This window comes from Pseudoalteromonas sp. APC 3224 (genome assembly GCF_030407535.1).
In the GTDB taxonomy this organism is placed as follows: Bacteria; Pseudomonadota; Gammaproteobacteria; order Enterobacterales; family Alteromonadaceae; genus Pseudoalteromonas.
Genome location: NZ_JASDDF010000008.1, coordinates 17,027 through 44,001, shown reverse-complemented (window position 1 = coordinate 44,001; position 26,975 = coordinate 17,027). Strand labels below are relative to the sequence as shown.

Below are 26,975 nucleotides of genomic sequence, written 5' to 3'. Positions count from 1 at the left end.
TGGGACTAAGCTGCATTGATAAGGTAAATAATAATGAATAAAAAACACACTTTTACAGCAACTAAGCGACGCCATATTCTGGCTTGTTTACTTGCGTTAATTACGGCTGTGGTGATGATCCCTGGCATGACTACCTACTTACCTTTCGCTATGGAAGAGCAAATATTAATACCGATAATGCTTTTTCCTTTTATTTGGACTGCGTTATTTATATACGCTTACATGGCGAAAAGCGCATGGCAGCCTTTTATTGTTATGTTAGTTATTTTGTTAAGCCATGCAGGGCTTAGTTTTATGGCTTTACAAGGAGGACAGGGATGAGATCTATTTCACTAAAAAAGCTATTTTTACTGCATAGTTGGGTTGGTATTGTTACAGGTATTTTGCTCTTTATTGTTTGCTTTACCGGTGCGTTAGCTGTACTTAGCCGCCCAGAACTAAAAATTTGGGCCAACCCAGAGTTACATCAATTGGATACAGTGCCAAGTGAAAAGGTGATGACGTTAATTAACCATTATCACCAACAAGTACCAAAAGAGTTTGGTAAAAATATCCATGTGTATCTACCAACTGGGCATAATACGCATTTATTGACGATTTTATTTGAATCTCACGATGGCGATGAAAATTATGACGAAGAGGCTGCTTATGCTTACCAATTTGACCCTCGTAATTTTAATTTGGTAAATCAATATTATGGTGCTGCAGATTATTTTTATGAGCACCGTAAAACTGATGCGCCATCGTTTATTGGGCATTTTCATGCTGACTTACATTTAGGCAGACCAATAGGGCTTATTCTTACTGGCTTTTTAGGTTTAACTTTATTGGTGTCTGTTGTGACGGGCTTATTTATTCACCGCCAAATAATAAAAGAGCTGTTTACATTTAGACGTAAAAAAGGTCTTGATGTGGTAGTGAACGATGCTCACAAAGTGATGGGTATTTGGGGAAGCGTTTTTCATGCCATCATCGGCTTTACAGGAGCTTTTTTAGGTCTTGCAACCGTTATACTACTTCCCGCCGCCGCTTTTGTGAGTTTTGGTGGAGATCAAGATAAGTTGGTGGAAAAATTTACCGCGATGCCTGAAACCATTGTTTCTAATAATTACCAAGCAACAGCAATAGATACTATTTTGCTTGATGCCCAAACACGTTACCCAAAAGCGAAAGTTATTGATTTAACTGTTATGGCGCATAATGATGCGAATGCTCAAGTTTACTTACGTCTTATTGGCGGCGATGCAGTTGCATCACAATTACTGCAATACAGCGGAGATGGTAAGTTTAGTAAATCAATGAGTAGCTTTGGTGACATTCCTGGCCCTGCTATTAAAGTACTTGAATTATTATTCCCGCTTCATTTTGGTAATTTTGCGGGCGTTTTTGTAAAGTTAGTTTGGGCACTCCTTGGTTTAACTACTGCATTATTACCACTTTCTGGAATTATGATGTGGTTAACCAAGCGCACAAGGGGTAGTAATCCGACTCTTTCTGAAGTGGCTTATCAACGATGGAATAGGGTTATTATCGGTAGCTGTGGAGGCTTAGTATTGGCTACTGCCATATTATTCCCTTTGCAAGTATTACTTAATAACTTCATCCCAGTACAATTGCACAATGGCTACTTCGGACCTTTATTTTTTCTTTCGTGGCTAGTTTGGTGTTTATTTGCAGTGTTACCGATTAATTATTATCGTTATTTGCAAGTCACACTGCTTATAACTGGTGGTGCATGCATGTCTGTGTTGCCTTTAAACATTTTACTGTCGTCAAGCCATGCTTTTAGTTCAAATAACACCCTAGTTACTGTTGTTGATATTAGTTTTTTATTTATTGGTTGCTTAATAATCTATGTAAGTCAGCGGATCATGGCTAAGCGACAAATACTAATAAAGCCAACAACACAAGAGGTGACTATATGACAGTTATTTATCTAATACTTGGATGTGGATTGTTAGTTGTAAGTAGCTTATTACTAAGATTGATGCGCCCAGCAAGCACTTGGCTAAGTCTCGTTGTGTTTATTGGCGCACTTATCTGTTTTATAGCTGAGTACGGAAGTATTGCAGGTTCTTTTGTTAGTATTGCTTCGGCTTTATTAATAAATTTAATGGTTGCTTTTGTATTCGGTAAGTCTATTTCAGTGCGCTAAATTATAGTATTAACATTCTGAAATAAGGGGCAGTTTTGTACCCGCGCTATAATTGAGCGAGCGTATTAACTGCCTTTAGTTTAAATTAATCACTTGGTCTGTTTTTATCAGCTGCATAAACGAGGTTTTGTGCAACGGCTTTGAAAACAAATAGCCTTGGCCATAATCACAACCAGCCTCAAGTAATAAATCCATTTGTAATTTTGTTTCTATGCCTTCGGCAATTACTTTTAAACCAAGCTGATGAGCCATCATAATAATTGCTTCACATAAGGCCAGCTCTTGGCTGTCTTTTTGAATATTATCAACAAAGCGTTTATCAATTTTTAGGTAGTCGGTATCCATTTCTTGTAAGTAAGCAAGCGATGAGTAACCCGTACCAAAATCATCGAGTGCTAATTGCATCCCTGATTTAACCAAGGCTTTTAGGCGGCTTTGGGTCAGCTCTTCAGGATTAACCATCAAGCCTTCAGTAATTTCTGCCACAATACTCGATGCAGGTAAATTTGCTGTCTCAAGCATGCCATACCAATCGTCTATACCACTGTCTGTGGTTGCGAGCTGCACCGGCGATACGTTAATACTTATTTGAAATTCATCTTGAATGTGTTTTTTAATATCATTAAGTGTTTGCAGTGCTTCAGTAAATACAAATTGACCAAGCGCATTTATTTGTCTGGTTTCTTCAGCAAGAGGAATAAAATCGGCAGGGCTGATCAGGCCTTTTTCTGGGTGTTGCCATCGAATAAGTCCCTCAGCTTTATGGACGTGTAAATCATCAAGGGACACAATAGGCTGATAATATAACTCAAATTGCTCTAACTCTATGGCTGAGCGAAGCTCTTTGAGCAACTGCATTCTTGCATTTGCATCTTCACGCATATCATGTGAGAAAAATTCAAAGTCATTCCGGCCGCTATTTTTTGCCTTGTACATAGCTTGATCTGCGGCTTTAAGCAGTTGCTCTGGGTTTTGGCCATCATCTGGCGCGCAGGCAATACCAATACTGGCACTGATATACACTTTTTCTTCTTCAATAAAAATAGTCGAAGCAAGGCTAAGTAGCAGTGATTTTGCTATTTTTTTGATATTATCGCCACCGCGTAAATCACTAAATACAATAACAAATTCATCGCCACCAATACGCGCTACAAAGTCAGCTTCTTTTGCTGTTTGCACAATTCGCTCAGATACTAATTTAAGTAATCTATCGCCATAATGATGGCCTAACGTATCATTAATATCTTTAAAGTGATCAATATCTAACAGCATAATAACCAGTTTTTGGTCGTGGTTGTTTACGCTCGTAAATCGTTTGTTCAACCGCTCTTTAAGTTCTAGTCGATTAGGTAAGTCGGTTAAATGATCAAAATGAGCTTGTCGCCAAATTAACTCGTCAGCTTGTTTTTTCTCGGTTAGATCGGTAAAAATAGCAATACGACTAGTTGGGGCTTTATTTTTATCGTAAATAGTATCTATGGTTAACCATTCAACATACAGCTCGCCATTTTTACGACGATTGGTTATTTCACCTTGCCAGCGGCCAGTTTTATTTATTGATTGCCACATGTAGTCATAAAACTCTTTATCATGTTTACCCGATGATAAAATACCCACCGTTTTATTGAGTACTTCTTTTCGAGAATACAAGGTCGTTTTACAAAACGAAGGGTTCACGTCATAAATAATGCCATTTTCATCCGTGATTGCCATGCCTTCACTGCTGTTGTTGTAAACTAATGACGCTAAATGCAAAGATTCTTGATTTTGCTTTCGTTGCGTGATGTTACTAATAACAATTATAAACTCATCCGCTTTTTTCATTGGGCTGATTTTCGCTTCATAAAACTGATTGTCTTGTTTATCTTCAAGCTCAATAGTGACCGGAGCGCTCAGGGTTGTTAAGTATCCTTCAATTTGTTTTAAATTGGCAATAGAGAATAAACACGATAGCTTTTTAGGCGGTGTTGAATGGCTATAATTTAACGATTTAATAAGGCCACCGGTATCAAGTATATTGCCGTTGGCATCTACACGTAAAAAAGCATCGGGTAGCGCATTAAGCAAGCTATTAAGCTCGTCATGTTTATGTTTAAGGCATGCTTCAGCTGTTAAGCGAGTTTCGGCCATATATTTAAAACGATGATAGAGTCTATTTAGCTCAGGACTATTAGGCTGCTCGTCGTCATGAGGCATATTACCGGCTGCTAAGCGGTTAACGGCCTGCGTTAAACTTTTAATCGGGTTTAAGATGCTTTTATTAACTAATCGTCTAGCCAATACGGCTAAAAGCAAAATGGTAATTAAAAATCCTAAAACCATTTTTACAAAGTTAATATCTATTTGTTCAAGTGTTTCATCTATTGGTTGAGTAATATAAATAGAGAGCTTATTGTCATTACCATCACGATAGAGTGTTGTTTGATGGAACACTCTACGGATACCATCTTTACCTTTAAAAATGACACCAGCTTGCAAGTTATGCGCTAAATCGAACTTTTCCAATTTGTTGCCTAGTCTATCGGCTGAAAAAGGGTAGTTAGCTAAAATATTACCGTTAGAGTCAGTAATGACAGCTCTAATTTCTGTCGATAAATTTAAAGTATTAAGTGCCGAGCTCCACCAGTCCAGAGCGATTACAGTCACAATAACGCCTTCAATATCATTGCTTTCATTTAAAATAGGGTAAGCAAAGTTAATACTTTGAGCTTTGAGGCTGCGATCGTGTTGGAAATGGCCAATACTAAACTCTTTACTGGCGAGCGCGTTTTTAAAATAGGGGCGGTCGCTAATATTAATGTTGGTGTCACTAATATTAGAGGTGCAAATTAAATCGCCGTATTTATTTACTATACCAATATTCGCGATATTGCCATTGAGCACCTTAACATCTAGAACATACGAAGGACAGGTAGAGGGTAAAGACTCAATATCTTTCTGCTTTTTTGCTAAAAATTCAGTCACATGCTTTATATCATCAATCATGTTCTGCTGCTTGATAATTAGATGCTCAGTGATGGATCGTACTTTTTTTTCATGCTCTTCAATAGCCGCGTCACGACTAAACCACAAGGTTACTAAAATGACAGCAGCAACAGGTATGCAAATCAGCATAAGAAGGCGGTAGAGTTGATGTTTTAGTGATGAAGTAAAAATAGTCGTATCCAAATTAGTACAAAGCAGAGTGACGCTTGATAATCCTACTATAAATAACCATTGAAGTACTAAGGTTATATCTAAGATTTTGAAATAAGATGGTGTTGCATATGATTGAAATATATTAATTTACGTATTAAAAACATGATGAAATAATAATTTAATCTCTTATATATTTACATAACAAATAAGGGCATGTTTAACCGCGACGCGAGGTTTGTAACCAAATGGGCTCGATAACTGCTCCTGCGTTATTCTACTGGCTTACATCCATGTAAGAATAACTAAAAACCGAGCAAAGCTTCCGCGTCCCGCTCAAAGCCCTTACCTACATTCATGTAGGCAACAAAGAGTAAATCGACCCTAGGCAAAAAATGAAAAATAAACAATGTTCTGGCTGCTCATAGTACCTAATATGGGTATTGTGTCAACAGGCGTCTTATTCTAGGTTTGATGGTAAATATTTAGTGTCATTATTAATAATTGGTGAGCTTAAGCCCGATGATAAAAGTGAGTAGAGCGATGGTTTTCCTCCTCAACCTCATTGCGGTATCGAAACTTTCATTCATATTTTAAAAGTGTTATTTGAGCATGAAGATTAAATGGGAAACAAAGAAGTGACTTGCTCGGGAGACGTGTAATGGATAAATACCGGTAGCGGTGTTATGCACAGTGAAACGCCACTTGCTGATGCTGAACAAGGCTTACATGGCTTTCAGATTTCGCTCAATATGCCAAGCACTAACAAAATGCGTGAGCCGCAATACCAGAATATCACAGAGCAACCAGTACTCAGTTTTACTAATCAACAAGGAGTTAGCCTAGAGCGATGGTTGAAGCATTGCATGTTAGTAGGTGAACCGCTTAATCAGCCAGTTGCACAAATAGGCCCGTTTGTGATGATCACTGACGCTGAAATATGCTAAGCGGTTAGCGATTATAAAAACGTTTTTCGGTACACTGTCGTGATGTATTAATGCAAGAGTGACTTTTAAGCGAGTAGTTTTAACAACCAACTGTATTTTTTTACTATGTTGGTGTCTCCCTTTGCCGACTCCACGACCACGCCTGCACTAAAGGCACTAACGAGCCCCACTTTTGTAGCTGCAAAGCGTTTGGCTCGATATTTTATTGCTGTAAGGTGCTGACGCTTTAGCTCAGATTGTATCGCCACTTCTTTGTGGAGCTGTTGCACTCGAGCGTCCGGTGAATTGATCAAATAATTGATTAACATAATTGTGTATGCCTTATAACTTAAGCAGCTGCTTTAGACTATTTAGCGTTTTAGTAAAACCAATTTTTTTGCTTAGATAAACTGCATTTCGCCATAGCCAAATTAAGCATAGAGTTTGTAGGCTGATCACTACAGTAATACTCAGCCAAATCGAGCTAAATAAATCAAAAGTAGCAAAGCCTACAATACCTAAAAATCCCACCCACAATAACACCAAGCCACTGGCAAAACATCCTAGTAAAATAGTGATCAGTGCTAAGGATCTTAGCGATAGCTTCCACTCTGCTATTGCCAGCTGATGTGTCAACTTTCCTTGTTGATGGTAATCATCCTTGAGCTGCGCTGCATAGTCAGCAAGCTTGGCAACATGATCTTGCCAGTCATCCGCATTTGTTGCTGATGATTGCGAATCCGTCGCTTGTGATTCGCTTGATGTTAAATCTGGGTTTTGCATGGTATTACTTACGACGAAATAGCGCAGTAACTAACATACCAGCAGCAAATGCCAGACCAGCCGTTGCTAGTGGATTTTCAGATGCGAGTTGACGAGTCTTAGAGGTACATTCTTCTAATTTCTCGCGAGCTGCTAACTGTTTTTCGTTAAGCGTTTCTGCTGAACTGCTTGCTCCTTTACGAACACCATTTTCAGCTACCGCCGCTTTACTCGATAATGCATCTACTGCGTCATGCGCAGCTGATGTTGCCTTATCTGTTAACGGGGCTTCAATCTCTTGTTTTGTATCAATAGGTGCTTTGCTCTTAGTTGCCGTAGCCATAATCAATCCTTAATAGTTTTTAAAAGTAATTATTAAAGTGCAATGATTAAACCAGTTTTTAAATTGTTGTTTTATATTTATATTTTAATTTTAACGCTGACTTATACGTGTTTATTGCTGTAACTATTGCGACTATGGTTTGTAATTTTTACAAACAAAAAAATTGTAATTATTCACTGTTTATTCATTGAGCAAACAAACGCTGCCAAGTAATAAAAAAACCGATGAAAAAAATTTTTATCGGCTGATCAGATTTTTTACTAAACAATTCAACCGCTTTAATCTGAGCCTTATTTTTTCAGGCTTCGCGGGGCGCTAAAGCTGGGTGACTTACTTGACAAAAAGGCTTGTCAAGCCCTAAACTGGAGCACTGTGGTAAAAAGTGGTGTTTAGTGGATCAAACTGGATCGGGTTAATCAAAAAGTTGATTAAAATAATTTTACAATAGGCTTTTTATGTTTCGTGGCGCAAGTTCACTGAGTTTGGATGATAAAGGACGTTTTGCGGTACCAACAAAGTACCGAGACACGCTATTGTCTGAAGATCAGGGAACGGTTATTTGCACAGTTGCACTCAATGAGCCTTGTCTTTGGTTGTACCCGCTTGCTGAATGGTTAGAAATTGAAAGCCGTTTAGCAAAAATATCTAATATGAATCCCAGAGCGCGACGGATGCAACGTATGTTGTTAGGTAATGCGACAGAGTATCAGCTTGATAAAAACGGTCGAATTTTGCTGGCGCCTTCTTTGCGCTCACATGCAGAACTTGGCAAAAAAATTATGCTGGTGGGCTTAATGAATAAATTTGAGATTTGGGATGAGGCGCGTTGGCACGAACAAATGCGACAAGACACTGAGCTTGAAAGGCTTGGCGAATTTGAACCCAATGACGATTTAGATAACTTTACCCTCTAGCAGCAAAACAAAAAGGCAAAAAATAGCTAATGACAGCGCAATTTGAACACGTATCCGTATTAATGGACGAAACCATAGATGCACTTGCAATTAAGCCAGACGGCATTTACATGGATGGCACCTTTGGACGTGGCGGACACTCAGGGCAAATATTAGCGCGCTTGGGCGACGCTGGTCGCTTGCAGGCTATTGATCAAGATCCACAAGCGATAAAGTCAGCAGAAAAGTTTGCCGACGATTCACGTTTTTCAATTGCTCATTCACGATTCTCAAAGTTATACGAAGTTGCTGAGCAAAACGATCTTATTGGTAAAGTTGATGGCATTTTACTTGATATTGGTGTGTCGTCACCGCAGTTAGATGATGCCGCTCGTGGCTTTAGTTTTATGAAAGACGGCCCGCTTGATATGCGAATGGATCCAAGCACAGGCCGTAGCGCTGCGCAGTGGTTAGCTGAGGCAGAACTAGATGACATTACCCATGTGATCAAAAAGCTAGGTGAAGAAAAATTTGGTAAGCGCATTGCACACAAGATATTGGAAGTGCGTGAACATACGCCAATTACTACCACTAAACAGCTCGCAGATTTAGTTGATGAAGCAGTACCTGTTAAAGATAAGTTTAAACATCCTGCAACGCGCACGTTTCAGGCAATTCGTATTTATATCAATAGCGAGTTAGAGGAAATTCAAACCGCACTACAAGCGGCGATTAAAGTTCTTAAGCCGGGTGGTCGCTTAGTTGTTATTTCTTTTCACTCTTTAGAAGATCGCATTGTAAAACAATTTATTAAAAAACAGAGTAAGGGAGAAGCGATACCCAGAGGTCTGCCTTTAACCGACGCACAAATAAATAAAAACCTGACGTTAAAAGCAGTGGGTAAAGCTATTAAACCAAGTGCTGATGAAGTGGCTCGCAATCCACGCTCTCGTAGCTCAGTACTAAGGATTGCACAGAGGTTGGGATGAGTAAAAAAGCGAGTTATCGCCAACCCAATCTATTTATTGAAATAATTAAAGGCCTAGGTGCGAACAAGATCACCTTGGCCTTGTTGGTTGTGATATTCGCGTCAAGTTTGAGTGTGGTGCAGGTAACTCATTTATCTCGTGCGCAATTAATTGAGCAAGATTCGTTACTGCAAGAGCGTGATGAATTGGATTTAGAGTGGCGTTATTTTTTAGTGGAAGAAGAATTTTATTCGCAACATGCACGCATTGAAGAAGTGGCAACGTCACAATTAGAAATGAAGCGGCCAACCAGCCAAGATGAGCAGGTAATTATATTACAATGAGAACGCGAGGCAAAAAACCAGTCAACAACCTAATCGCATGGCGCTTTATTTTAGTGTGCGCGGTGATTTTTTTAGTGTTTGTGACTTTGGTATCGCGCGCCGCATATTTGCAAGTAATTGAACCCGATAAGGCTCGCTCCGAAAGTGACAAGCGTACGGTACGTGTTGAAAAATTGCATGTGCAACGCGGTATGATCTTCGATCGTAACGGTAAAGAGTTAGCTGTTAGTGTGCCTGTAGTCAGTGTGTATGCAGATCCTAAAGCTTTGCATAAATCACTGGTGAGCAAAGTGCTCAGACAAGCCCGTAAAAATGGTGAAGATCAGCAAACTCTGCGTGAAAATGTCGCTGAGCTAAACAAGCGTACCGCCCTGTATTATAAAAACGATTTGCGCTGGCGTGAACTAGCCGATGTACTGCGCATTGAACCGAGCAAAATTAATACCCGACTACTTGATGATCCTACTCGTCGCTTTGTTTACTTAAAACGCCAAGTTACTCCGGCTGTTGCTAATTATATTGGCGATTTACGCCTACCAGGTATTCATTTATTAGATGAATCAAAACGCTATTACCCTGCCGGTGAGGTCAGTGCGCATATCATTGGTTTTACTAATATCGATGGCAAAGGCATTGAAGGCATAGAAAAGCTTTACGAAAATGCACTCACAGGTGAAGAAGGCCGACGTACGATTCGAAAAGATGCTCAAGGACGTGAAGTTGAAGTGCTTGATGAGCGCGAGCGAGTGGAGCCTGAGAGTATTCAACTGAGTATTGATCAACGTATTCAGGCGATTGCCTACAAAGCGGTTAAATCAGCGGTATTAACTTACAAGGCCACTTCAGGTTCAGCCATGGTGGTTGATGTTAAAACTGGTGAAGTTTTGGCTATGGTAAATAGTCCTTCATTTAATCCTAACAATTTAAGCGGCGCGGCTCCTCATAAGCGTCGTAACCGTGCAATTACCGATTTGTTTGAACCCGGCTCAACCGTTAAGCCTCTAGCCATTTTAGCTGGATTAGACTACGGCACAATCCAACCGGATGACAAAGTTGATACCTACCCAGGCTGGATGCGTTTAGGGGGCAGCTTAGTACAAGATACCCGTAATCATGGTGAAATGACGCTGCGCGAAATTTTAAAGTACTCCAGTAATATGGGCGTAACGAAAATAAGCCAAACCGTACCCAAAGACTATTTTGTAGGTCTTTACCAAAAGGTGGGTTTTGGTAGTGATAGTGGTACCGGCATGGTCGGGGAAAGTAGTGGTTTATTTTACCCAAATCGTCGTTGGTCAGATCACGAAATTGCCGCACTTTCGTTTGGTTACAATATTGCCGTGAGTACCGCGCAAATGGCTCGTTTTTACGCAATGTTAGGCGCGGGTGGGGTGAACCGCCCACTCACTGTACTAAAGCAAGACTCTATACCTGAAGGTGAACGTGTTTTTCAGCAACAAGATGTTGAAGCTGTGGTTCATATGATGGAAAGCGTATTTGAAGAAGGTGGTACCGCACGCCGTATTAAAGTTGATGGCTACCGTGCAGCTGGTAAAACGGGTACTTCTAAAAAGGCCGCTGCAGGTGGTTATGGTGACGAATATGTAGGTTATTTTGCGGGCATTGCCCCTGCGAGTAATCCGCGATTAGCCGTTGTGGTATTAATCAACGAGCCCGGTGGAGATGTTTATTACGGTGGCGCAACGGCAGGTCCGGCGTTTGCAGAAATAATCTCTAATTCATTAAGAATTTTAAACGTTGCCCCAGACAAAGACTCTGTGGCATACGTGAAGGGCAAAGATGATGGTGCGTGATTTACACACAATTTTAAAATATTTAGAAATAGATGCAGCACGTTTAATGGTAAACGAGTTGCGTTTAGACAGCCGCGATGTAAAACCTGGTGATGTGTTTGTGGCAATAAAAGGTCATCAGCTTGATGGCGGACAGTTTATTGATAAAGCAATTGAGAATGGTGCCAGTGCAATTATTGCAGACAGACTGTGTGAGTTTGAAAGTGATTTTGAGCCGCTTTATTTAGTCTCAGAATTAAATAAGAAGTTGCCTGTATTAGCGAGTAAATTTTACCAGCAACCGAGCCTAGAATTAGATTTAGTTGGCGTAACAGGTACCAATGGTAAGTCGACTACTACCGCAATGATTGCTCATTTAGCACAGTTTTGTCGTACCCAAGCCGCAATTATAGGCACGCTCGGTTATGGCCATCCAGATAAGTTAACACCGCTGCAAAATACCACGCCCTCGAGTGTGGATTTACAGCATATTTTAAGTGACTTAAAAGAGCAGCAACATCGTTTAGTAGCAATGGAAGTATCATCGCATGGATTGGTACAGCACCGTGTTGATCAGTGCCATTTCAAAGCGGCGGTATTTACTAACCTATCTCGTGATCATCTAGATTATCATGGTGACATGGATAGTTACGGTGATGCTAAGTTGATGCTGTTTCGTGATTTTGATGCTGCCAATGTCATTCTTAACCAAGATGACGGACAAGCAGAGCAATGGATTGAAAAATATAGCTTTAATAAACTAATTTGTTATGGCCGTAAAAACTTAGCCCCTAAAAACGCTCAGTTTGTGTATTTTTCTGATGTTAGCTATTCGGCAACCGGTATTTCGGCGCAATTAACTACAAGTTGGGGTGATATTGCCATAAAATCACCGTTATATGGTGAATTTAATCTATACAATTTAACCGCTGCTTTAGCCACATTATTAGCGCTAGGTTACCCATTAACGCAATTAGTGGCAGGGTGTGAGTATTTGCAACCTGTAGCAGGCAGAATGCAAGCATTTACAGCGCCAAATATGCCTACTTGCGTGGTTGATTATGCACATACGCCTGATGCACTCGCACTAGCGTTACAAGCGCTACAACAACATGTACCAGGTGGAGTGAGTTGTGTATTTGGTTGCGGTGGTGATAGAGATAAAGGTAAACGTGTACTAATGGCACAAGCCGCTGAGCAGTTTGCAGATAAAGTGATCATTACCAGTGATAACCCGCGCTCAGAAGATCCCAATGAAATTATTAATGATGTAGCTGCAGGATTAACACACCCACAAAACGCCCATTTAGAGGCCGACCGTGGTGCTGCAATACAATTTGCTATAGATAACGCAAAAGCCGGTGAGGTTATTTTAATTGCCGGTAAAGGGCATGAAGACTATCAAATTATAGGTAACAAACGCATTGATTTTTGCGACCGCCAATTTGTACAACAACAATTAAAAAAAGCAGTAAGAGGGTCTCAAGCATGATCCCAATGGATTTTGATTGGCTAGCAAATGTGCTGGCAACCGATTATCAAGGTGATAATCGTCAAGTAATAAATATAAACACCGATACCCGTACTTTGTGTGATGGTGAAGTGTTTTTGGCACTTAAAGGCCCTAACTTTGATGGTCATAAGTTTATTGAGCAAGCAAAACAAAAAGGGGCTATTGGAGTCATTGTCGATCACGCTGTTGATACCGACATTGCTCAATTTGTAGTTGCCGATACCCGTATTGCATTAGGCACAATTGGTACAGCGGTGATGGCGCAAGTTGCACCTAAAACTATCGCTATTACTGGCAGTGTAGGTAAAACCACAGTTAAAGAAATGTGTGCCGCTATTTTATCAAGTAAAGGGGATGTTTTAGCGACTAAAGGCAACTTCAATAATGATATTGGCGTGCCTCTTACCTTATTGAGATTAGAGCCACAGCACCGTTATGCGGTTATTGAGCTCGGTGCAAACCATATTGGTGAAATTGCCTACACTACCGCCATGACCAAACCAGATGTTGCCGTGGTATGTAATGTTGCGGCGGCGCATTTAGAAGGTTTTGGTAGCCTGCAAGGGGTAGCACAAGCCAAAGGCGAAATTTACGATGGTTTAAAAGACGATGGCATTGCCATTGTTAATTGCGATAGCGAGTTTAGTCAGTATTGGCTTGATAAATTAGCAGCGCGAAAGGTTAAATGTTTTTCTAGCAGTGAAAAACTGGATATTTGGGCTGAGGACATCAGCCTAGATGCACAAGCTCGCGCAAGCTTTATGTTATGTACCAAACAACACAGAGTACCGGTAACGTTAGCATTGCCAGGCAAGCATAATATTAGCAACGCGCTTATTGCTGCGGCATTAACCAGTGAGTTTGACGTGTCACTTGATGAAATTGCCAGCGCCTTAGCGACCATGGGTGAAGTTAAAGGGCGGGTTAACCTGATTGAAGCCAGTGAGTCACTCACCATTATTGATGATACTTATAATGCCAACGTTAAATCGGTAAAAGCGGCGATTGATTTACTTAGCGATATTCAAGGTCATCGTATTTTGGCTCTCGGTGATATGGGGGAGCTTGGTGAAGATGCTCGTAAGTATCATCAAGAAGTGGGCGAATATGCATTAGCGCAAGGCATTGATGAGCTATTTACACTCGGTGTATTAAGTAAGTCAGCAAGTGATGTATTTGAGCTGCCTAATCGTCACTTTTCAAATCGTGAGCAAATGCTGCAGCAAATTCAAAACAGTATTAGCAAAGTAGATAAAAAAATTACCCTTGTCGTGAAAGGATCACGCAGTTCTCGCATGGAGCTTTTAGTAACCGATTTAGTTAATGGCCAGCAACAAGCCATCAATGGAGTATCATAATGTTAGTTTGGCTGGCTGAGTATTTAACTCAATATTATAGTGGCTTTAATGTTTTTTCGTATTTAACTCTTCGTGCCATTTTAGGTATTTTGACCGCGTTAATTATGTCGCTTTATTTGGGGCCAAAGTTAATTCGTGGTTTACAGCGCATGCAAATTGGGCAAACAGTACGTGATGATGGTCCGCAGTCACACTTGTCTAAATCGGGTACACCGACCATGGGTGGCTTACTTATTTTAGCGGCAATATTCACCAGCACTTTATTGTGGGCTGATTTGTCTAATAAATACGTATGGGCCACATTGTTTGTGATTGGCTCATTGGGGATTGTTGGCTTTATTGACGATTACCGCAAAGTGATCCGCAAAGATCCTAAAGGACTGATTGCTAAGTGGAAGTATTTTTGGCAATCAGTTATTGCATTGGTTGTAGCTACTGCACTTTATATGACCAGTACCCAAGCGACAGAGACATCTCTTGTTGTGCCATTTTTTAAAGATGTACTGCCACAACTTGGCCTGTTTTATATCGTAATTACTTATTTTGCATTAGTGGGCACCTCAAACGCGGTAAACTTAACCGACGGACTAGATGGCTTAGCTATTGTGCCAACAATTTTAGTGGCTGCAGCGCTGGCTATTATTGCTTATTTAACCGGTAATATTAACTTTTCAGCTTATTTACATATTCCGCATTTGCCACTTGCCAGTGAATTGGTAGTGGTGTGTACCGCTATTGTGGGTGCAGGGTTAGGCTTTTTATGGTTTAACACCTACCCAGCACAAGTGTTTATGGGCGATGTAGGCTCGTTAGCTCTAGGTGGTGCATTAGGTATTATTGCTGTGCTGGTTCGCCAAGAGTTATTACTTATTATTATGGGGGGCGTGTTTGTAATGGAAGCGCTGTCGGTAATTTTACAAGTTGGCTCTTATAAATTACGCGGCCAACGTATTTTTAAAATGGCGCCGATTCACCATCACTACGAACTTAAAGGATGGCCAGAGCCACGCGTTATTGTGCGCTTTTGGATAATTTCTATTGTGCTGGTGCTCGCTGGCCTTGCGACATTAAAGATCCGATAAATGCAGTATTTAAACGAGATAAAAAATAAACAAATAACAGTGCTCGGGCTCGGTGTAACCGGCCTGGGCATTGTGCGCTTTTTATTATCTCAAGGCATACAGCCCAATGTAGTCGATAGCCGAGAAAATCCTCCCGGTGTTGATTGGCTCAAGCAACATGCCGCTAATCTAAATACTCACTTTGGTGATTTAAATAACGCGGCGCTCAGTGCTTGCGATATGATCATTATTAGTCCTGGACTAAGTTTAAAAACCCCTGCGGTTGCACAGGCAATGAATGCCGGTGTAGAAATAATTGGTGATGTTGAGTTATTTGCCCGCATTAACACTAAACCAGTTGTTGCGGTAACAGGTTCAAACGGTAAATCAACGGTAGTAACCCTTGCTTACGAAGTATTAAAAACCGCAGGTTATAAAGTAGCACTGGGCGGCAATATTGGCACAGCTGTACTGGATTTACTTGACGGTGATTTTGATGTGTTTGTACTGGAGCTGTCTAGTTTTCAGCTTGATACCACTGACAGCTTAAAGGCTAGCAGTGCAACCGTGCTAAATATTTCAGAAGATCATCTCGATCGCTATGATAGCTATCAAGCTTATATAGATTCAAAATTGAGTATATATGAAGGCACTGAACTTTTAGTTATTAATGCTGACGATAGACAAACACACCCAGTGAGTAGCACGTTAGCATCACAAGTTAGCTTTGGAGAAACGCAAGGCGATTACCACTTAGCGCAGCATAATAACGAAGCGCACTTTATGGTAAAGGGCGAAGCTTATTTACCAGTAAGTACCTTAGCTGTTGTTGGTAAGCATAACTATTTAAACACATTGGCAGTAATGGCGTTACTCAGTCCGTTTGAAATAACTAAAGCGCATTATAAAACTGCATTATCTCAATTTAATGGCTTGGCACATCGTTGTCAGTTTGTGGGTGAGCTTAATAGCGTTAAGTATTTCAATGACTCTAAAGCCACCAATGTAGGCGCAACAATAGCGGCCATTGATAGTTTAGCGGGTAAGCAACAAAACTTAGTGGTTATTGCTGGTGGTGATGCCAAAGGCGCGGATTTAGAGGCACTTAAACCTTATGTTGAGCAACACGTTAAAGCCCTCATTTGCTTTGGTAAAGATGCAAAAGAGTTAGTGGCACTAACTGCTAAAGGTCATTTAACCACTAACATGTCTGAAGCTGTGGCGCTTGCTAAACAATTAAGTACGTCAGGCGATACGGTTTTATTAGCCCCAGCCTGCGCCAGTATAGATATGTACAACAACTATATGCAGCGCGGCGATGATTTTGTGCATTGTGTATTGCAGGAGCTGCCATGATAGCTTTTGCGGATATTAAAGAGGCATTTACTCCTAAACCTTCGGCGCAGCTTTATGATGTGCCGCTCCTTTATTGCATGTTAATGCTAATAGGGGTGGGCTTTGTGATGGTAACCAGTGCTTCAATGCCGACGGCCGATAGGCTGTTTGGCAACATTTATCATTTTACTATCCGCCACGGTATTTTTTTAGGGCTCTCGTTTTGTTTATTTTGCATTAGTACTCAAGTACCTATGTCGTGGTGGAAAAAAGCTAACCCCTACTTATTACTAATCGGCTTAGTGTTGTTATTGGTAGTGCTAATTGTGGGGCGAGAAGTGAATGGTTCGACCCGCTGGATACCTATAGGGCCATTTAATATTCAGGCTTCCGAGCTCGCTAAGTTATTCTTTTTTAGTTATATCGCTGGCTATTTAGTGCGTAAGCGCAGTGAAGTACAAGAAAACATTAAAGGCTTTGCAAAACCTATTGCGGTATTTGCCGTTTATGCAGCGCTTATTTTAATGCAGCCAGATTTAGGAACCGTGGTGGTGATGTTTGTTACTACAGTTGGTTTATTGTTTTTAGCCGGTGCCAAGCTTTGGCAATTTTTTGCACTTATTTTAACCGGTATTGCGCTGGTAGTTGGGCTGATTGTGTTTGAGCCCTATCGCATGGCGCGTGTGGTGGGTTTTTTAGAACCTTGGGATGACCCTTTTGGTAAAGGTTATCAATTAGTGCAATCACTGATGGCTTATAGTCAAGGTGATTGGTTTGGCCAAGGCTTAGGTAATAGCGTACAAAAATTACAATATTTACCGGAAGCACACACCGATTTTATTTTTGCCGTGATTGCTGAAGAACTTGGTTTTATGGGCGTGTTGAGTATTTTAATGGTATTAGGAACATTAGTATTTAGAGCGCTACTAATTGGCCAAAATGCGCTTAAAAACGGTAAAGAATATGAAGGCTATTTAGCTTTAGCTATCGGTATTTGGTTTGCATTTCAAACTATGGTTAATGTAGGCGCCAGTGCCGGTATATTACCAACCAAAGGACTAACCCTACCGTTTATTTCCTATGGTGGCTCAAGTTTATTAATGATGACCATAGCCACTGGTATTTTATTACGGGTAGATTTTGAAACGAAGATGGCAACCAAACAGGCCACGTCGGGGGGAGCTAAACGATGAGTAAAAAAATAGTCGTTGTAGCAGGGGGCACAGGTGGACATATTTTCCCAGGGATTGCGGTTGCTGATTATCTCAAACAGCAAGGTTGGCAAGTTAGCTGGATAGGCACTCCTGATAGAATGGAAGCCAGTGTCGTGCCCAAGCACAACATAGAAATTGATTTTATTGATGTAAAAGGCGTGCGAGGTAATGGTTTAAAACGCCTCATTAAAGCGCCATTCATGGTTATTAATGCAATATTGCAGGCGCGTAAGGTATTAAAACAACAACGCCCTGACGTGGTTTTAGCTATGGGCGGCTACGTGACAGGCCCTACGGGTATTGCGGCAAAAAGTCTCGGTATCCCTTTGGTAATTCATGAGCAAAACGCCGTAGCTGGTATGAGCAATAAATGGCTAGCGAAATTTGCGAATCGCGTATTAGCTGCATTTCCAAGTGCTTTTGCCAGTGGTAAAGCTGAGCTGGTGGGTAACCCTGTGCGTCAGAGTGTAGTTGATATACCTAAGCGGGAAATATCAAGTCCAATCAATATGCTTGTAGTGGGTGGCTCACTAGGTGCGCAAGTACTTAACCAAACACTGCCTGAAGCATTTAAGCGCTTAAATGATACCTGTGCCATTAATGTTTGGCACCAAACTGGTAAAGGCCATTTTGCTAGTGTGAGCGAAAGTTACCAGCAGCAACAAATGGGCGATGAACAAGTAACTGTTGCTGAATTTATTGATGATATGGATACCGCTTATAGCTGGGCCGATATTGTGATTTGTCGCGCTGGGGCGCTAACGGTTAGTGAAATTGCTGCAGCAGGTAAAATGGCGGTATTTGTACCGTTTCCACATGCGGTTGACGATCACCAAACAGCAAATGCACAGTATTTAGTAATGGCAGAAGGGGCACTATTAATGCCACAGGGGCAATTTAATCAGCGCAGCATTGTTGAACTTTTAAGTCCCTATTTAGCCGAACCTTTATTAATAACTAAAATGGCTGCTAAAGCAAAGCAGCAGGCTATTTTAGATGCCACAGCCAGCGTCGCTATGCACTGTGAGCAAGTAACAAATAAGAGAATATAAGTGAAACAGACATTAGCAAAAGAAAAATATACACGCCCTGCGATGCGCCGCATTGAAACTATTCACTTTGTAGGAATAGGTGGTGCAGGTATGGGCGGTATTGCAGAAGTATTGGCTTTTGAAGGTTACCGTATTACTGGCTCAGATATAGCGCATAGCGCCATGACCGAGCGTTTAATTCAAGCGGGCGCTGAAGTATTTATTGGACATCATGAAAATAATGTAAAAGACGCTAATGTGGTGGTGGTTTCAAGTGCAATTGATAAAACAAACCCTGAAATTCAAGCCGCGCAAGCTGCACGTATTCCGGTGGTTCGCCGTGCAGAAATGTTAGCTGAGCTGATGCGTTTTCGTCATGGTATTGCTATTGCCGGTACCCATGGCAAAACCACAACAACCAGTTTAATTGCCAGTATTTATGCACAAGCAGGGCTCGATCCAACCTTTATTATTGGCGGTTTATTAAATAGTGCTGGCAGCAATGCTAAAGTAGGCAAAAGCGACTTTTTAATCGCTGAAGCGGATGAAAGCGATGCTTCATTTTTGCATTTACAACCTATGGTATCGGTGATCACTAATATTGAAGAAGATCACATGGAAACTTACGGCGGCAGCTTAGAAAAAATGAAAGATACTTATGTTGAATTCATTCATAACCTGCCGTTTTACGGGCTAGCTGTAGTGTGTATAGATTCAGACGTTGCCGCAGAATTAATACCTCGCTTTGGTCGTCCGGTGATCACTTATGGTGAATCGCAAGATGCTGACTATCGAATGAGTGAATTTAGCCAAACAGCCAATACATGCCAATTTACTGTTACTAATAAACAAGGCGAGAGTTTAACCGCCAAGTTAAATATGCCAGGTAAACACAATGCCTTAAATGCAACCGCAGCGATTGCGGTGGCAAAAGATCAAAACATAGCTAATCATGCAATTTTAGCGGCATTAGATACTTTTGAAGGCATTGGCCGTCGTTTTCAGCATTATGGTGAATTTGAAAACGAATGCGGTAATGTGATGTTAGTAGATGACTATGGTCATCACCCATCAGAAGTGGCAGCTACCATCACCGCAGCGAGAGAAGGCTGGCCTGATAAGCGTTTAGTGATGGTTTATCAGCCGCATCGCTATACTCGTACTCGCGATTTATACGAAGATTTTGTGAAAGTACTCGCCGAGGTTGATCAGTTGCTATTGCTTGATGTTTACAGTGCAGGCGAAGAGCCGATAGTGGGCGCTGATAGTAAGAGTTTATGCCGCAGTTTACGCCAGCGTGGCAAAGAGCCATTGCATGTGGCTTCAAGCTCAGAGCTTGCAGGTGTACTTGCTAACTGCCTACAAAATAATGACTTAGTACTTACGCAAGGCGCAGGTAACATAGGTCAGCTAGTTAAAAGTTTAGCAGCAACAAATATGTCGATAGAAAAATTAAAGCAAGGTGAAGTATGACACAGGTAAGTTCCCAGTTCGGTAAAGTAGCGGTGCTGCTAGGTGGAAACTCAGCAGAGCGCGACGTGTCATTAAAATCTGGTCAAGCAGTCCTTAATGCACTTCTTGCCTGTGGCATTGATGCGATTGCGTTTGACCCTCAAAATCGTTCATTGTGGGAATTAAAAGACTTAAATGTTGATCGCGTTTTTATTGCGCTGCATGGCCGAGGTGGTGAAGATGGCACAGTACAAGGTGCTTTAGAGTTTATGAACTTGCCTTACACTGGCAGTAATGTATTGGGTTCAGCATTGGCAATGGATAAAATTCGTTGTAAGCACTTGTTTAAATCGGCAGGCTTAAGCACAGCACCTTATGCGGTAGTTGATGCTAAAAAAGGCTTTGATGCTAAAGCAATTATCGATGAATTTAAAAAAGTGATGGTAAAACCATCGCACGAAGGCTCAAGTATTGGTATGGCACAAGCAAGCTCTGCAGAAGAGCTTGAAGATGCGCTCAGCAATGCATTTAAGTTCGACAGCCAAGTATTGGTAGAGCAGTGGATCTCGGGGCGCGAATTTACAATTACGGTGCTTGGTGATGAAGTACAACCTGTGATTGAAATGAGCACGCCAAATGGTTTTTATGACTACCAAGCTAAATATCAGTCAAGTACGACACAATATCATTGTCCTGCTGATTTATCACAACCGGATACTCAAAAACTACAAGCAATGGCACTCGATGCGTTTGATTTGGTGGGTGCAAGTGGCTGGGGTCGCGTCGATGCAATGCAAGATCAGCAAGGCCAATTTTACTTGTTGGAAGTAAATACCGTGCCAGGCATGACAGAAAAATCATTGGTGCCAATGGCAGCAAAAGCCAATGGGGCAAGTTTTGAGCAATTAGTTGTTCGCATTTTGGAGCAAACCCTTTAATATGCATCCCTTTTTAGAGAAAGCGCAGCAACTAAAACAGCAACTTAACTGGTCGCTGATTTTTGGAGTGAGCTTTTTTCTAGCTGTAGTGATTGGGTTAATTGAAATAACCAATGGGGTTTCCCATTGGTTAGTTGCAAATAAAGATGCGCAAATTAAGCATCTAACGGTGTTGGGGAGTCCCAAATACACTGATGAAAAAGCAATAACTACCGCGATAAAAAAAGCGGATTTAAGTAGCTTTTTTGAGTTAAACGTAAAGCATGTTCAGCATTTAGTGCAAGAACTACCTTGGGTTGCAACGGTATCGGTAAGAAAGCAATGGCCTGATACTATCCAAGTTTACGTGGTAGAGCATCAAGCAGTCGCTCACTGGAACAGTGATTTATTGATTAACCAAAGCGGCGATGCGTTTGAGGCTAAAAGTGATAAGTTAAGTGCCACATTACCCCAGTTATATGGGCCAGAAGGCAGTGAAAAAGAAGCATGGGTAGCGTTTAAACAGTTTGATGAAATGCTTAAAGTAAATGCACTAACGCTCACTAGCCTTGCGCTATCTGAGCGGTTTTCGTGGCAACTTTGGTTAGATAATGGCGTGCGTTTAAATTTAGGGCGCAAGGATAAAGCCAAGCGTGTACAGCGTTTTATAGACGTTTATTCACGCATAGAACAACGTGCTGATGCACAGATAGATGCAATTGATTTACGCTACGATACCGGCCTTGCAGTGAGCTATAAGCCAATGCAAGAACAGCAATTATAATAAAGAGTAAGGCATGACTAAGTCAGCAGAAAGAAACCTAGTGATTGGATTAGACGTAGGCACTTCGAAAGTAGTGGCCACGGTAGGTGAAATCACCACAGATAACAAGCTCAGCATTGTTGGCGTGGGGAGCCAAGTATCTTATGGAATGGATAAAGGCGGCGTTAACGATTTAAATTTAGTGTCTGAGTCTATTCGCCGCGCAATTGATGAAGCTGAATTGATGGCTGATTGTCGTATTAGCTCGGTTTATTTGGGTATTTCTGGCAAACATATTCAGTGTCAGAACGAAAGTGGTGTTGTCGCTATTAATAACACTGAAGTAACCGATGAAGACATTGAAAATGTAATCCATATAGCTCGCTCAGTGCCAATTTCAGCTGAACGCAAAATGTTGCATGCCTTGCCACAAGAGTACAGCATTGACATGCAAGAGGGGATTAAAAACCCACTTGGCATGAGTGGTGTGCGCATGGAAGCACGCGCGCACATTATTACCTGCTCCAACGATATGGCTAAAAATATAGAAAAATGTGTTGAACGTTGTGGGCTTGAAGTGGACCAACTTATATTCACTGCGCTTGCCTCGTGTTACTCCGTATTGACGGACGATGAAAAAGAGCTAGGTGTTGCGGTGTTAGATATTGGTGGTGGTACTATGGATATCACTATTTATATTAATGGTGCACTGCGTCATTCTGCGGTTATTCCGGTGGCGGGCAACCAAGTAACTGGTGATATTGCAAAAATATTTCGTACACCTATATCACATGCAGAGTCACTCAAAGTACAATATGCCTGTGCAAGTAGCCAAATGGCGAGCAGCGAAGACACGATTGAAGTGCCAAGCGTAGGTGGGCGACCAGCAAGACTGATGTCTAGGCATACGTTGTCTGAAGTGGTTGAGCCACGTTTTAGAGAATTATTTGAACTGGCGATGGAAGAAATTCGTCGCTCAGGATTAGAAGACCAAATTGCAGCAGGTCTCGTCATTACTGGCGGAACTGCTAAAATGACTGGCGCAATGGAAGTGGCTGAAGATATTTTTCAGATGCCAGTAAGAATAGGTAAACCAATTGGTGTAGTAGGTTTAACTGATTATGTTGATGATCCATCGTACGCAACCGCTGTAGGTTTGTTACAATACGGGCGTACTATGCAGTCGATGAATGCACAAAAGTCGAAAGCGGATGATAATAATAATTGGTGGAACCGCATCACAAAATGGTTTCAAGGCGAGTTTTAGTACTCAAGTCGGAGAGTAAATATGTTTGATATAATGGAACAACACAGCGAAGAAGCTGTAATAAAAGTAATCGGTGTAGGCGGTGGCGGCGGTAACGCAGTTGAGCACATGGTAAAACAACAAATAGAAGGCGTTCGTTTTATCGCAGCCAATACGGATGCGCAAGCATTACGTAATTCAGCCGCTGATGTAACAGTACAATTAGGCACGCAAATAACCTCTGGGTTAGGTGCAGGGGCTAACCCTGAAGTAGGTCGTGAATCGGCTGAAGAAGACGCCGAAACCATTCGTGCTAGCCTTGAAGGCGCTGATATGGTGTTTATTGCGGCAGGTATGGGCGGCGGTACAGGTACCGGTGCTGCGCCAGTCGTGGCTAAAATTGCTAAAGAGCTGGGTATTTTAACTGTTGCTGTGGTAACCCGTCCGTTTGATTTTGAAGGTAAAAAGCGTGCCGCTGCTGCAGAGCAAGGTATTAGCGAATTATCTGAAATTGTGGACTCGTTAATCACTATTCCAAATAACAAGTTACTAAAAGTATTGGGTAAAGGAACAACTTTACTGGATGCATTTGCTAAAGCAAATGACGTATTGTTTGGTGCGGTACAAGGTATTGCTGAGTTAATTACTCGCTCGGGTCTAATTAACGTGGATTTCGCCGACGTACGTACAGTTATGTCTGCAATGGGCACAGCGATGATGGGTACTGCATCTGCATCGGGTCCTGATCGTGCACAAGAAGCAGCAGAAGCTGCTATTTCAAGCCCTCTTTTAGAAGACGTAGATTTAACCGGTGCTAAAGGCATTTTGGTTAACATTACTGCGGGTATGGATATCGCGATTGAAGAATTTGAAATTGTGGGTAATCACGTTAAGGCGCTAGCGTCTGAAAACGCAACGGTTGTTGTTGGCGCGGTAATTGACCCAGAAATGACGGATGAGCTACGTGTAACCGTGGTTGCAACTGGCTTAGGCGGCGATCGTCGTCCACAGTTTGGTATTGTAGATAACGGTTTCAAAAAAGCGTCAGGTTCTGATGTAACTAGCTCAAGCACACAAACAAGCAGCAGCATGTACGTACCTAGCTTTGCAAGCCAAGGCACAAGTGCGACTGAAGAGCCTGCAACGACATCGCAAACTGAATCAAAAGAGCAAAGCAGCACATCGACTAGCTCTTCAAGTTCAGCAACGAATACGTCGTCAAGTAGTGCTAATAAAACAGATAAGTCTGAGGGTGGCGATTATTTCGACATTCCTGCTTTTTTACGTAAACAAGCAGACTAATTAAAAACAGTACTTTTGTGCGAAATGTGAACAAATATTGTAGTTATACCGTATTTATGTTACACTCCGCCGTCTAACTGTAATATATACTTAAAGTGAGCGAACCTATGATTAAACAGCGTACGATTGCACAAGTAGTCAAAGCCATAGGAATTGGACTTCATAAAGGTGAGAAGGTCACAATAACTCTCCGACCTGCGAGCGCAAATACTGGGATTGTATTTCGTCGTGTCGACCTTGATCCGGTTGTTGATTTTGAAACAACACCTGAAGCCGTTGGTGATACGCAATTGTGTACCTGTTTAATCAACAAAGATGGTGTTCGCTTATCAACTACTGAGCATTTAATTGCAGCTGTTGCGGCCATGGGTATCGACAATCTAATTGTTGAACTTGATAGCTCAGAAGTTCCAATAATGGATGGTAGTGCATTGCCATTCATTTATTTATTACAAAAAGGCGGCATTGAAGAGCAAAATGTTGCAAAACGCTTCATTCGTATTAAAGAAAAAGTACGTATTGAAGAAGGCGACAAATGGGCCGAAGTAGAACCTTACGACGGATTCCATATCGATTTTGAAATTGCCTTTGATCACCCTGCAATTAATGAAAGCCGCCAACGTATTGGTTTAGATATTACCGCACAAAGCTTCACTGAAGAAATCAGCCGTGCGCGTACTTTTGGCTTTATGAAAGATATTGAATACATGCATGCTAATAACCTTGCACTAGGTGGTAGCATGGATAGTGCAGTGGTACTTGATGAATTTAAAGTTTTAAATCCAAACGGTCTGCGTTACCCAGACGAGTTCGTCAAGCATAAGATACTAGACTGTGTAGGTGACATGTTTATGACAGGTCATAACCTTTTAGGTAAAGTAACTGCATTTAAATCAGGTCATGATTTGAATAACAAGTTACTACGCAAAATTATGGCAACCGAGTCAGCATGGGAGTGGGCAACCTTTGAAACGCCTGTTTCGATGCCTGCACCCGGCCTTGAATTAGCAAACGCCTAATCAGTTAATCGCTTACATACAGTTATAAAAAATGACGCTAATTAGCGTCATTTTTTTTGGCTGTTTGTCAGCACAATCAGTCAGGTATTACAGACCTAAAATAGTTTGTAACTGTTTTAACTCAGTGACTTGGTACGTTGGCTTAATACCTTCAGGTAAGATTACTCCAGAGTGCTGTAACCAGCAGGTGTCTATGCCTGCATTTTGTCCACCAAGAATATCACTGCTGGCGGTATCACCTACCATTAAAATTTGCTCTTTAGGTGGATTCCCCATTAAGTTAAAGGTGTGCTCAAATATCTCTTTTGCAGGTTTAGCTATACCTACTTTTTCAGAAATTACCAGCCAATCGAACATATCTTGCAGCCCAGTATGCGCTAAACGACGTGCTTGTAGCTGAGAAAAGCCATTGGTGATAATGCCTAACTTGGCATGAGGTTTAAGGGCGTTTAATAATTCAACCGCACCGGGTAAAGGCATGCAAATTTCAGCCATTGCCGATAAAAAATCATCATTGAGCTGCTGGGCTGGTACATCAAGTTTATTTGCCAGCTCACTAAAACGAGTTACTTGCAGGTGGTTTGCGGTAATTTCGTTATTTTGATAGGCAATCCATAGTGGCTTATTGGTGTTTTGGTAATGGTCATAATCTGCTTTGGTAAAATCCATGTCATAAGCAGCTAACATTTTTTGTAAGCCAGTAAAGGCATTAAAGCTAAATAAGGTTTCGTCGGCATCAAATAATACGTAGTTATACTTCATTAAAACATCCGTTATTGATTATATAAAGTGGGATTAAGAAAAGGGGCCATGGCGAGAGTCAGCGCTTGAGTATAGGTACTTTCTCGTGTTGCATGATGATCAGTTAATAAACCAATAGCACCCCCTTGCTGCTTAATATTGGTGGTATTAAAAGCCTTATCCATCACATCTCCAAGTTCTTCACCTTGCAGCAATGCATTATAAAAAACTGAAGGCAAAGGTAAGTTACTGCTTCGGCCTGTAACTTGCTGTGCGCCGTCATCAATAACAACATAGGCAAAGGTTGCTGCACCATAGCTAAATTGCGCTGCGCCGCCTTCCATCGCTATGTAGTAGTCTGCTTGATGCTGTGCTTTACAGTAGTTAACTCGGTTTTGCGCTCCCAAACACGTTTGTTCTTCGCCTATAGGCTGATCGGGTACATCAGAGGGGGCGTGTACGCCACTACATTTAATTATATGCTCAGGGAAATACATCGCAAAAATGTGTTTAGCGGCATTTACTTTTACTGGGTTTTTAGACCCTACAACAATTTTAATGGCTTGCGACATACTACTCTCATCATACTTAAAATCAGCAGTGTACGTGAGTTATACTAAACAAAAAAGAGCAGAATGTATTTGCGATCACTTGATAAAAGAAATGATCAGCTCCATAAGATCATCATATGTTGTTAGATCTTC

At 41.3% G+C, this 26,975-nt stretch carries 26 protein-coding genes; 20 read left to right on the top strand and 6 right to left on the bottom strand.

All coding sequences use genetic code 11. The features are described from left to right. Positions 1–33: 33 nt before the first annotated feature. The 3 genes from QL989_RS05820 to QL989_RS05810 are packed head-to-tail and all read left to right on the top strand — an operon-like array spanning position 34 to position 2,155. Positions 34–321, top strand: coding sequence for a hypothetical protein (locus tag QL989_RS05820; RefSeq protein WP_138608102.1), 288 nt, complete (start codon positions 34–36; stop codon positions 319–321). Beyond that, positions 318–1,925, top strand: coding sequence for a PepSY-associated TM helix domain-containing protein (locus tag QL989_RS05815; RefSeq protein ID WP_290168965.1), 1,608 nt, complete (start codon positions 318–320; stop codon positions 1,923–1,925). The genes QL989_RS05820 and QL989_RS05815 overlap by 4 nt, the downstream gene beginning before the upstream one ends. Next, positions 1,922–2,155, top strand: a complete 234-nt coding sequence (locus QL989_RS05810; protein ID WP_075170457.1) for a hypothetical protein — start codon at positions 1,922–1,924, stop codon at positions 2,153–2,155. The genes QL989_RS05815 and QL989_RS05810 overlap by 4 nt, the downstream gene beginning before the upstream one ends. A 75-nt stretch (positions 2,156–2,230) precedes the next feature. Here the strand turns inward: QL989_RS05810 and QL989_RS05805 are convergent, their stop codons facing one another. Next, positions 2,231–5,269, bottom strand: coding sequence for an EAL domain-containing protein (locus QL989_RS05805; RefSeq protein ID WP_290168962.1), 3,039 nt, complete (start codon positions 5,267–5,269; stop codon positions 2,231–2,233). Between the two features lie 707 nt (positions 5,270–5,976). Between QL989_RS05805 and QL989_RS05800 the strand changes: the two genes are divergently transcribed. Beyond that, positions 5,977–6,237, top strand: a complete 261-nt coding sequence (locus QL989_RS05800) for a pirin-like C-terminal cupin domain-containing protein (RefSeq protein ID WP_290168959.1) — start codon at positions 5,977–5,979, stop codon at positions 6,235–6,237. A gap of 65 nt (positions 6,238–6,302) precedes the next feature. Here the strand turns inward: QL989_RS05800 and QL989_RS05795 are convergent, their stop codons facing one another. From QL989_RS05795 to QL989_RS05785, 3 genes are read right to left on the bottom strand one after another with little or no spacing between them, the layout of a single operon-like run. Further along, positions 6,303–6,545 carry a hypothetical protein gene (locus tag QL989_RS05795; RefSeq protein ID WP_290168957.1) on the bottom strand — a complete coding sequence of 81 codons (243 nt, stop codon included), beginning with the start codon at positions 6,543–6,545 and terminating at the stop codon, positions 6,303–6,305. Positions 6,546–6,558: 13 nt separating this feature from the next. Further along, a complete protein-coding gene (locus QL989_RS05790) occupies positions 6,559–6,999 on the bottom strand; it encodes a hypothetical protein (protein WP_290168955.1) in 441 nt (146 codons plus the stop codon). A 4-nt stretch (positions 7,000–7,003) separates the two neighbouring features. Next, positions 7,004–7,321 carry a DUF883 domain-containing protein gene (locus QL989_RS05785; RefSeq protein ID WP_138608088.1) on the bottom strand — a complete coding sequence of 106 codons (318 nt, stop codon included), beginning with the start codon at positions 7,319–7,321 and terminating at the stop codon, positions 7,004–7,006. A gap of 455 nt (positions 7,322–7,776) precedes the next feature. On the opposite strand from QL989_RS05785, the gene mraZ reads away from it, so the two are divergent. From mraZ to lpxC, 16 genes are all read left to right on the top strand, one after another. Next, positions 7,777–8,235, top strand: coding sequence for a division/cell wall cluster transcriptional repressor MraZ (gene mraZ, locus QL989_RS05780; protein WP_010390682.1), 459 nt, complete (start codon positions 7,777–7,779; stop codon positions 8,233–8,235). A 29-nt stretch (positions 8,236–8,264) separates the two neighbouring features. Continuing rightward, complete coding sequence (rsmH, locus tag QL989_RS05775; protein ID WP_010390683.1) at positions 8,265–9,203, top strand: 16S rRNA (cytosine(1402)-N(4))-methyltransferase RsmH; 939 nt, start codon at positions 8,265–8,267, stop codon at positions 9,201–9,203. After that, positions 9,200–9,526 carry a cell division protein FtsL gene (gene ftsL / locus QL989_RS05770; RefSeq protein WP_010390691.1) on the top strand — a complete coding sequence of 109 codons (327 nt, stop codon included), beginning with the start codon at positions 9,200–9,202 and terminating at the stop codon, positions 9,524–9,526. The genes rsmH and ftsL overlap by 4 nt, the downstream gene beginning before the upstream one ends. Beyond that, positions 9,523–11,340 (top strand): peptidoglycan glycosyltransferase FtsI, encoded by a 1,818-nt coding sequence (locus QL989_RS05765; RefSeq protein WP_010390693.1) that lies wholly within the window; start codon positions 9,523–9,525, stop codon positions 11,338–11,340. Before ftsL ends, QL989_RS05765 begins: the two co-directional genes overlap by 4 nt. Continuing rightward, positions 11,333–12,811: a UDP-N-acetylmuramoyl-L-alanyl-D-glutamate--2,6-diaminopimelate ligase gene (gene murE, locus QL989_RS05760; RefSeq protein WP_290169111.1), complete on the top strand. Its 1,479-nt coding sequence runs from the start codon at positions 11,333–11,335 to the stop codon at positions 12,809–12,811. Before QL989_RS05765 ends, murE begins: the two co-directional genes overlap by 8 nt. Further along, complete coding sequence (murF, locus tag QL989_RS05755; protein ID WP_290168947.1) at positions 12,808–14,190, top strand: UDP-N-acetylmuramoyl-tripeptide--D-alanyl-D-alanine ligase; 1,383 nt, start codon at positions 12,808–12,810, stop codon at positions 14,188–14,190. Before murE ends, murF begins: the two co-directional genes overlap by 4 nt. Continuing rightward, the gene (gene mraY, locus QL989_RS05750) at positions 14,190–15,272 is read left to right on the top strand and encodes a phospho-N-acetylmuramoyl-pentapeptide-transferase (protein WP_054202311.1); all 1,083 of its coding nucleotides are present in this window, start codon (positions 14,190–14,192) and stop codon (positions 15,270–15,272) included. The genes murF and mraY overlap by 1 nt, the downstream gene beginning before the upstream one ends. Continuing rightward, positions 15,273–16,607 carry a UDP-N-acetylmuramoyl-L-alanine--D-glutamate ligase gene (gene murD / locus QL989_RS05745; RefSeq protein ID WP_178954964.1) on the top strand — a complete coding sequence of 445 codons (1,335 nt, stop codon included), beginning with the start codon at positions 15,273–15,275 and terminating at the stop codon, positions 16,605–16,607. After that, the gene (ftsW, locus tag QL989_RS05740; RefSeq protein ID WP_010390699.1) at positions 16,604–17,779 is read left to right on the top strand and encodes a cell division protein FtsW; all 1,176 of its coding nucleotides are present in this window, start codon (positions 16,604–16,606) and stop codon (positions 17,777–17,779) included. The genes murD and ftsW overlap by 4 nt, the downstream gene beginning before the upstream one ends. Continuing rightward, complete coding sequence (murG, locus tag QL989_RS05735) at positions 17,776–18,852, top strand: undecaprenyldiphospho-muramoylpentapeptide beta-N-acetylglucosaminyltransferase (protein WP_010390701.1); 1,077 nt, start codon at positions 17,776–17,778, stop codon at positions 18,850–18,852. The genes ftsW and murG overlap by 4 nt, the downstream gene beginning before the upstream one ends. A 42-nt stretch (positions 18,853–18,894) precedes the next feature. Then, complete coding sequence (murC, locus tag QL989_RS05730; RefSeq protein ID WP_219986106.1) at positions 18,895–20,304, top strand: UDP-N-acetylmuramate--L-alanine ligase; 1,410 nt, start codon at positions 18,895–18,897, stop codon at positions 20,302–20,304. Continuing rightward, complete coding sequence (locus QL989_RS05725) at positions 20,301–21,221, top strand: D-alanine--D-alanine ligase (RefSeq protein ID WP_010390703.1); 921 nt, start codon at positions 20,301–20,303, stop codon at positions 21,219–21,221. The genes murC and QL989_RS05725 overlap by 4 nt, the downstream gene beginning before the upstream one ends. A gap of 1 nt (position 21,222) precedes the next feature. Further along, on the top strand, positions 21,223–21,984 hold the full coding sequence (locus QL989_RS05720; protein ID WP_008465294.1) for a cell division protein FtsQ/DivIB: 762 nt from the start codon (positions 21,223–21,225) through the stop codon (positions 21,982–21,984). A 13-nt stretch (positions 21,985–21,997) separates the two neighbouring features. Further along, the gene (ftsA, locus tag QL989_RS05715) at positions 21,998–23,230 is read left to right on the top strand and encodes a cell division protein FtsA (RefSeq protein ID WP_008110678.1); all 1,233 of its coding nucleotides are present in this window, start codon (positions 21,998–22,000) and stop codon (positions 23,228–23,230) included. A 21-nt stretch (positions 23,231–23,251) separates the two neighbouring features. Further along, complete coding sequence (ftsZ, locus tag QL989_RS05710) at positions 23,252–24,511, top strand: cell division protein FtsZ (protein ID WP_198522534.1); 1,260 nt, start codon at positions 23,252–23,254, stop codon at positions 24,509–24,511. A 107-nt stretch (positions 24,512–24,618) separates the two neighbouring features. Then, positions 24,619–25,530: a UDP-3-O-acyl-N-acetylglucosamine deacetylase gene (lpxC, locus tag QL989_RS05705; protein ID WP_010390707.1), complete on the top strand. Its 912-nt coding sequence runs from the start codon at positions 24,619–24,621 to the stop codon at positions 25,528–25,530. An 87-nt stretch (positions 25,531–25,617) separates the two neighbouring features. Here the strand turns inward: lpxC and yjjG are convergent, their stop codons facing one another. Then, positions 25,618–26,292 carry a pyrimidine 5'-nucleotidase gene (gene yjjG, locus QL989_RS05700; RefSeq protein ID WP_290168937.1) on the bottom strand — a complete coding sequence of 225 codons (675 nt, stop codon included), beginning with the start codon at positions 26,290–26,292 and terminating at the stop codon, positions 25,618–25,620. Positions 26,293–26,303: 11 nt separating this feature from the next. Then, positions 26,304–26,843 carry an inosine/xanthosine triphosphatase gene (yjjX, locus tag QL989_RS05695; RefSeq protein ID WP_290168935.1) on the bottom strand — a complete coding sequence of 180 codons (540 nt, stop codon included), beginning with the start codon at positions 26,841–26,843 and terminating at the stop codon, positions 26,304–26,306. Positions 26,844–26,975: the final 132 nt, after the last annotated feature.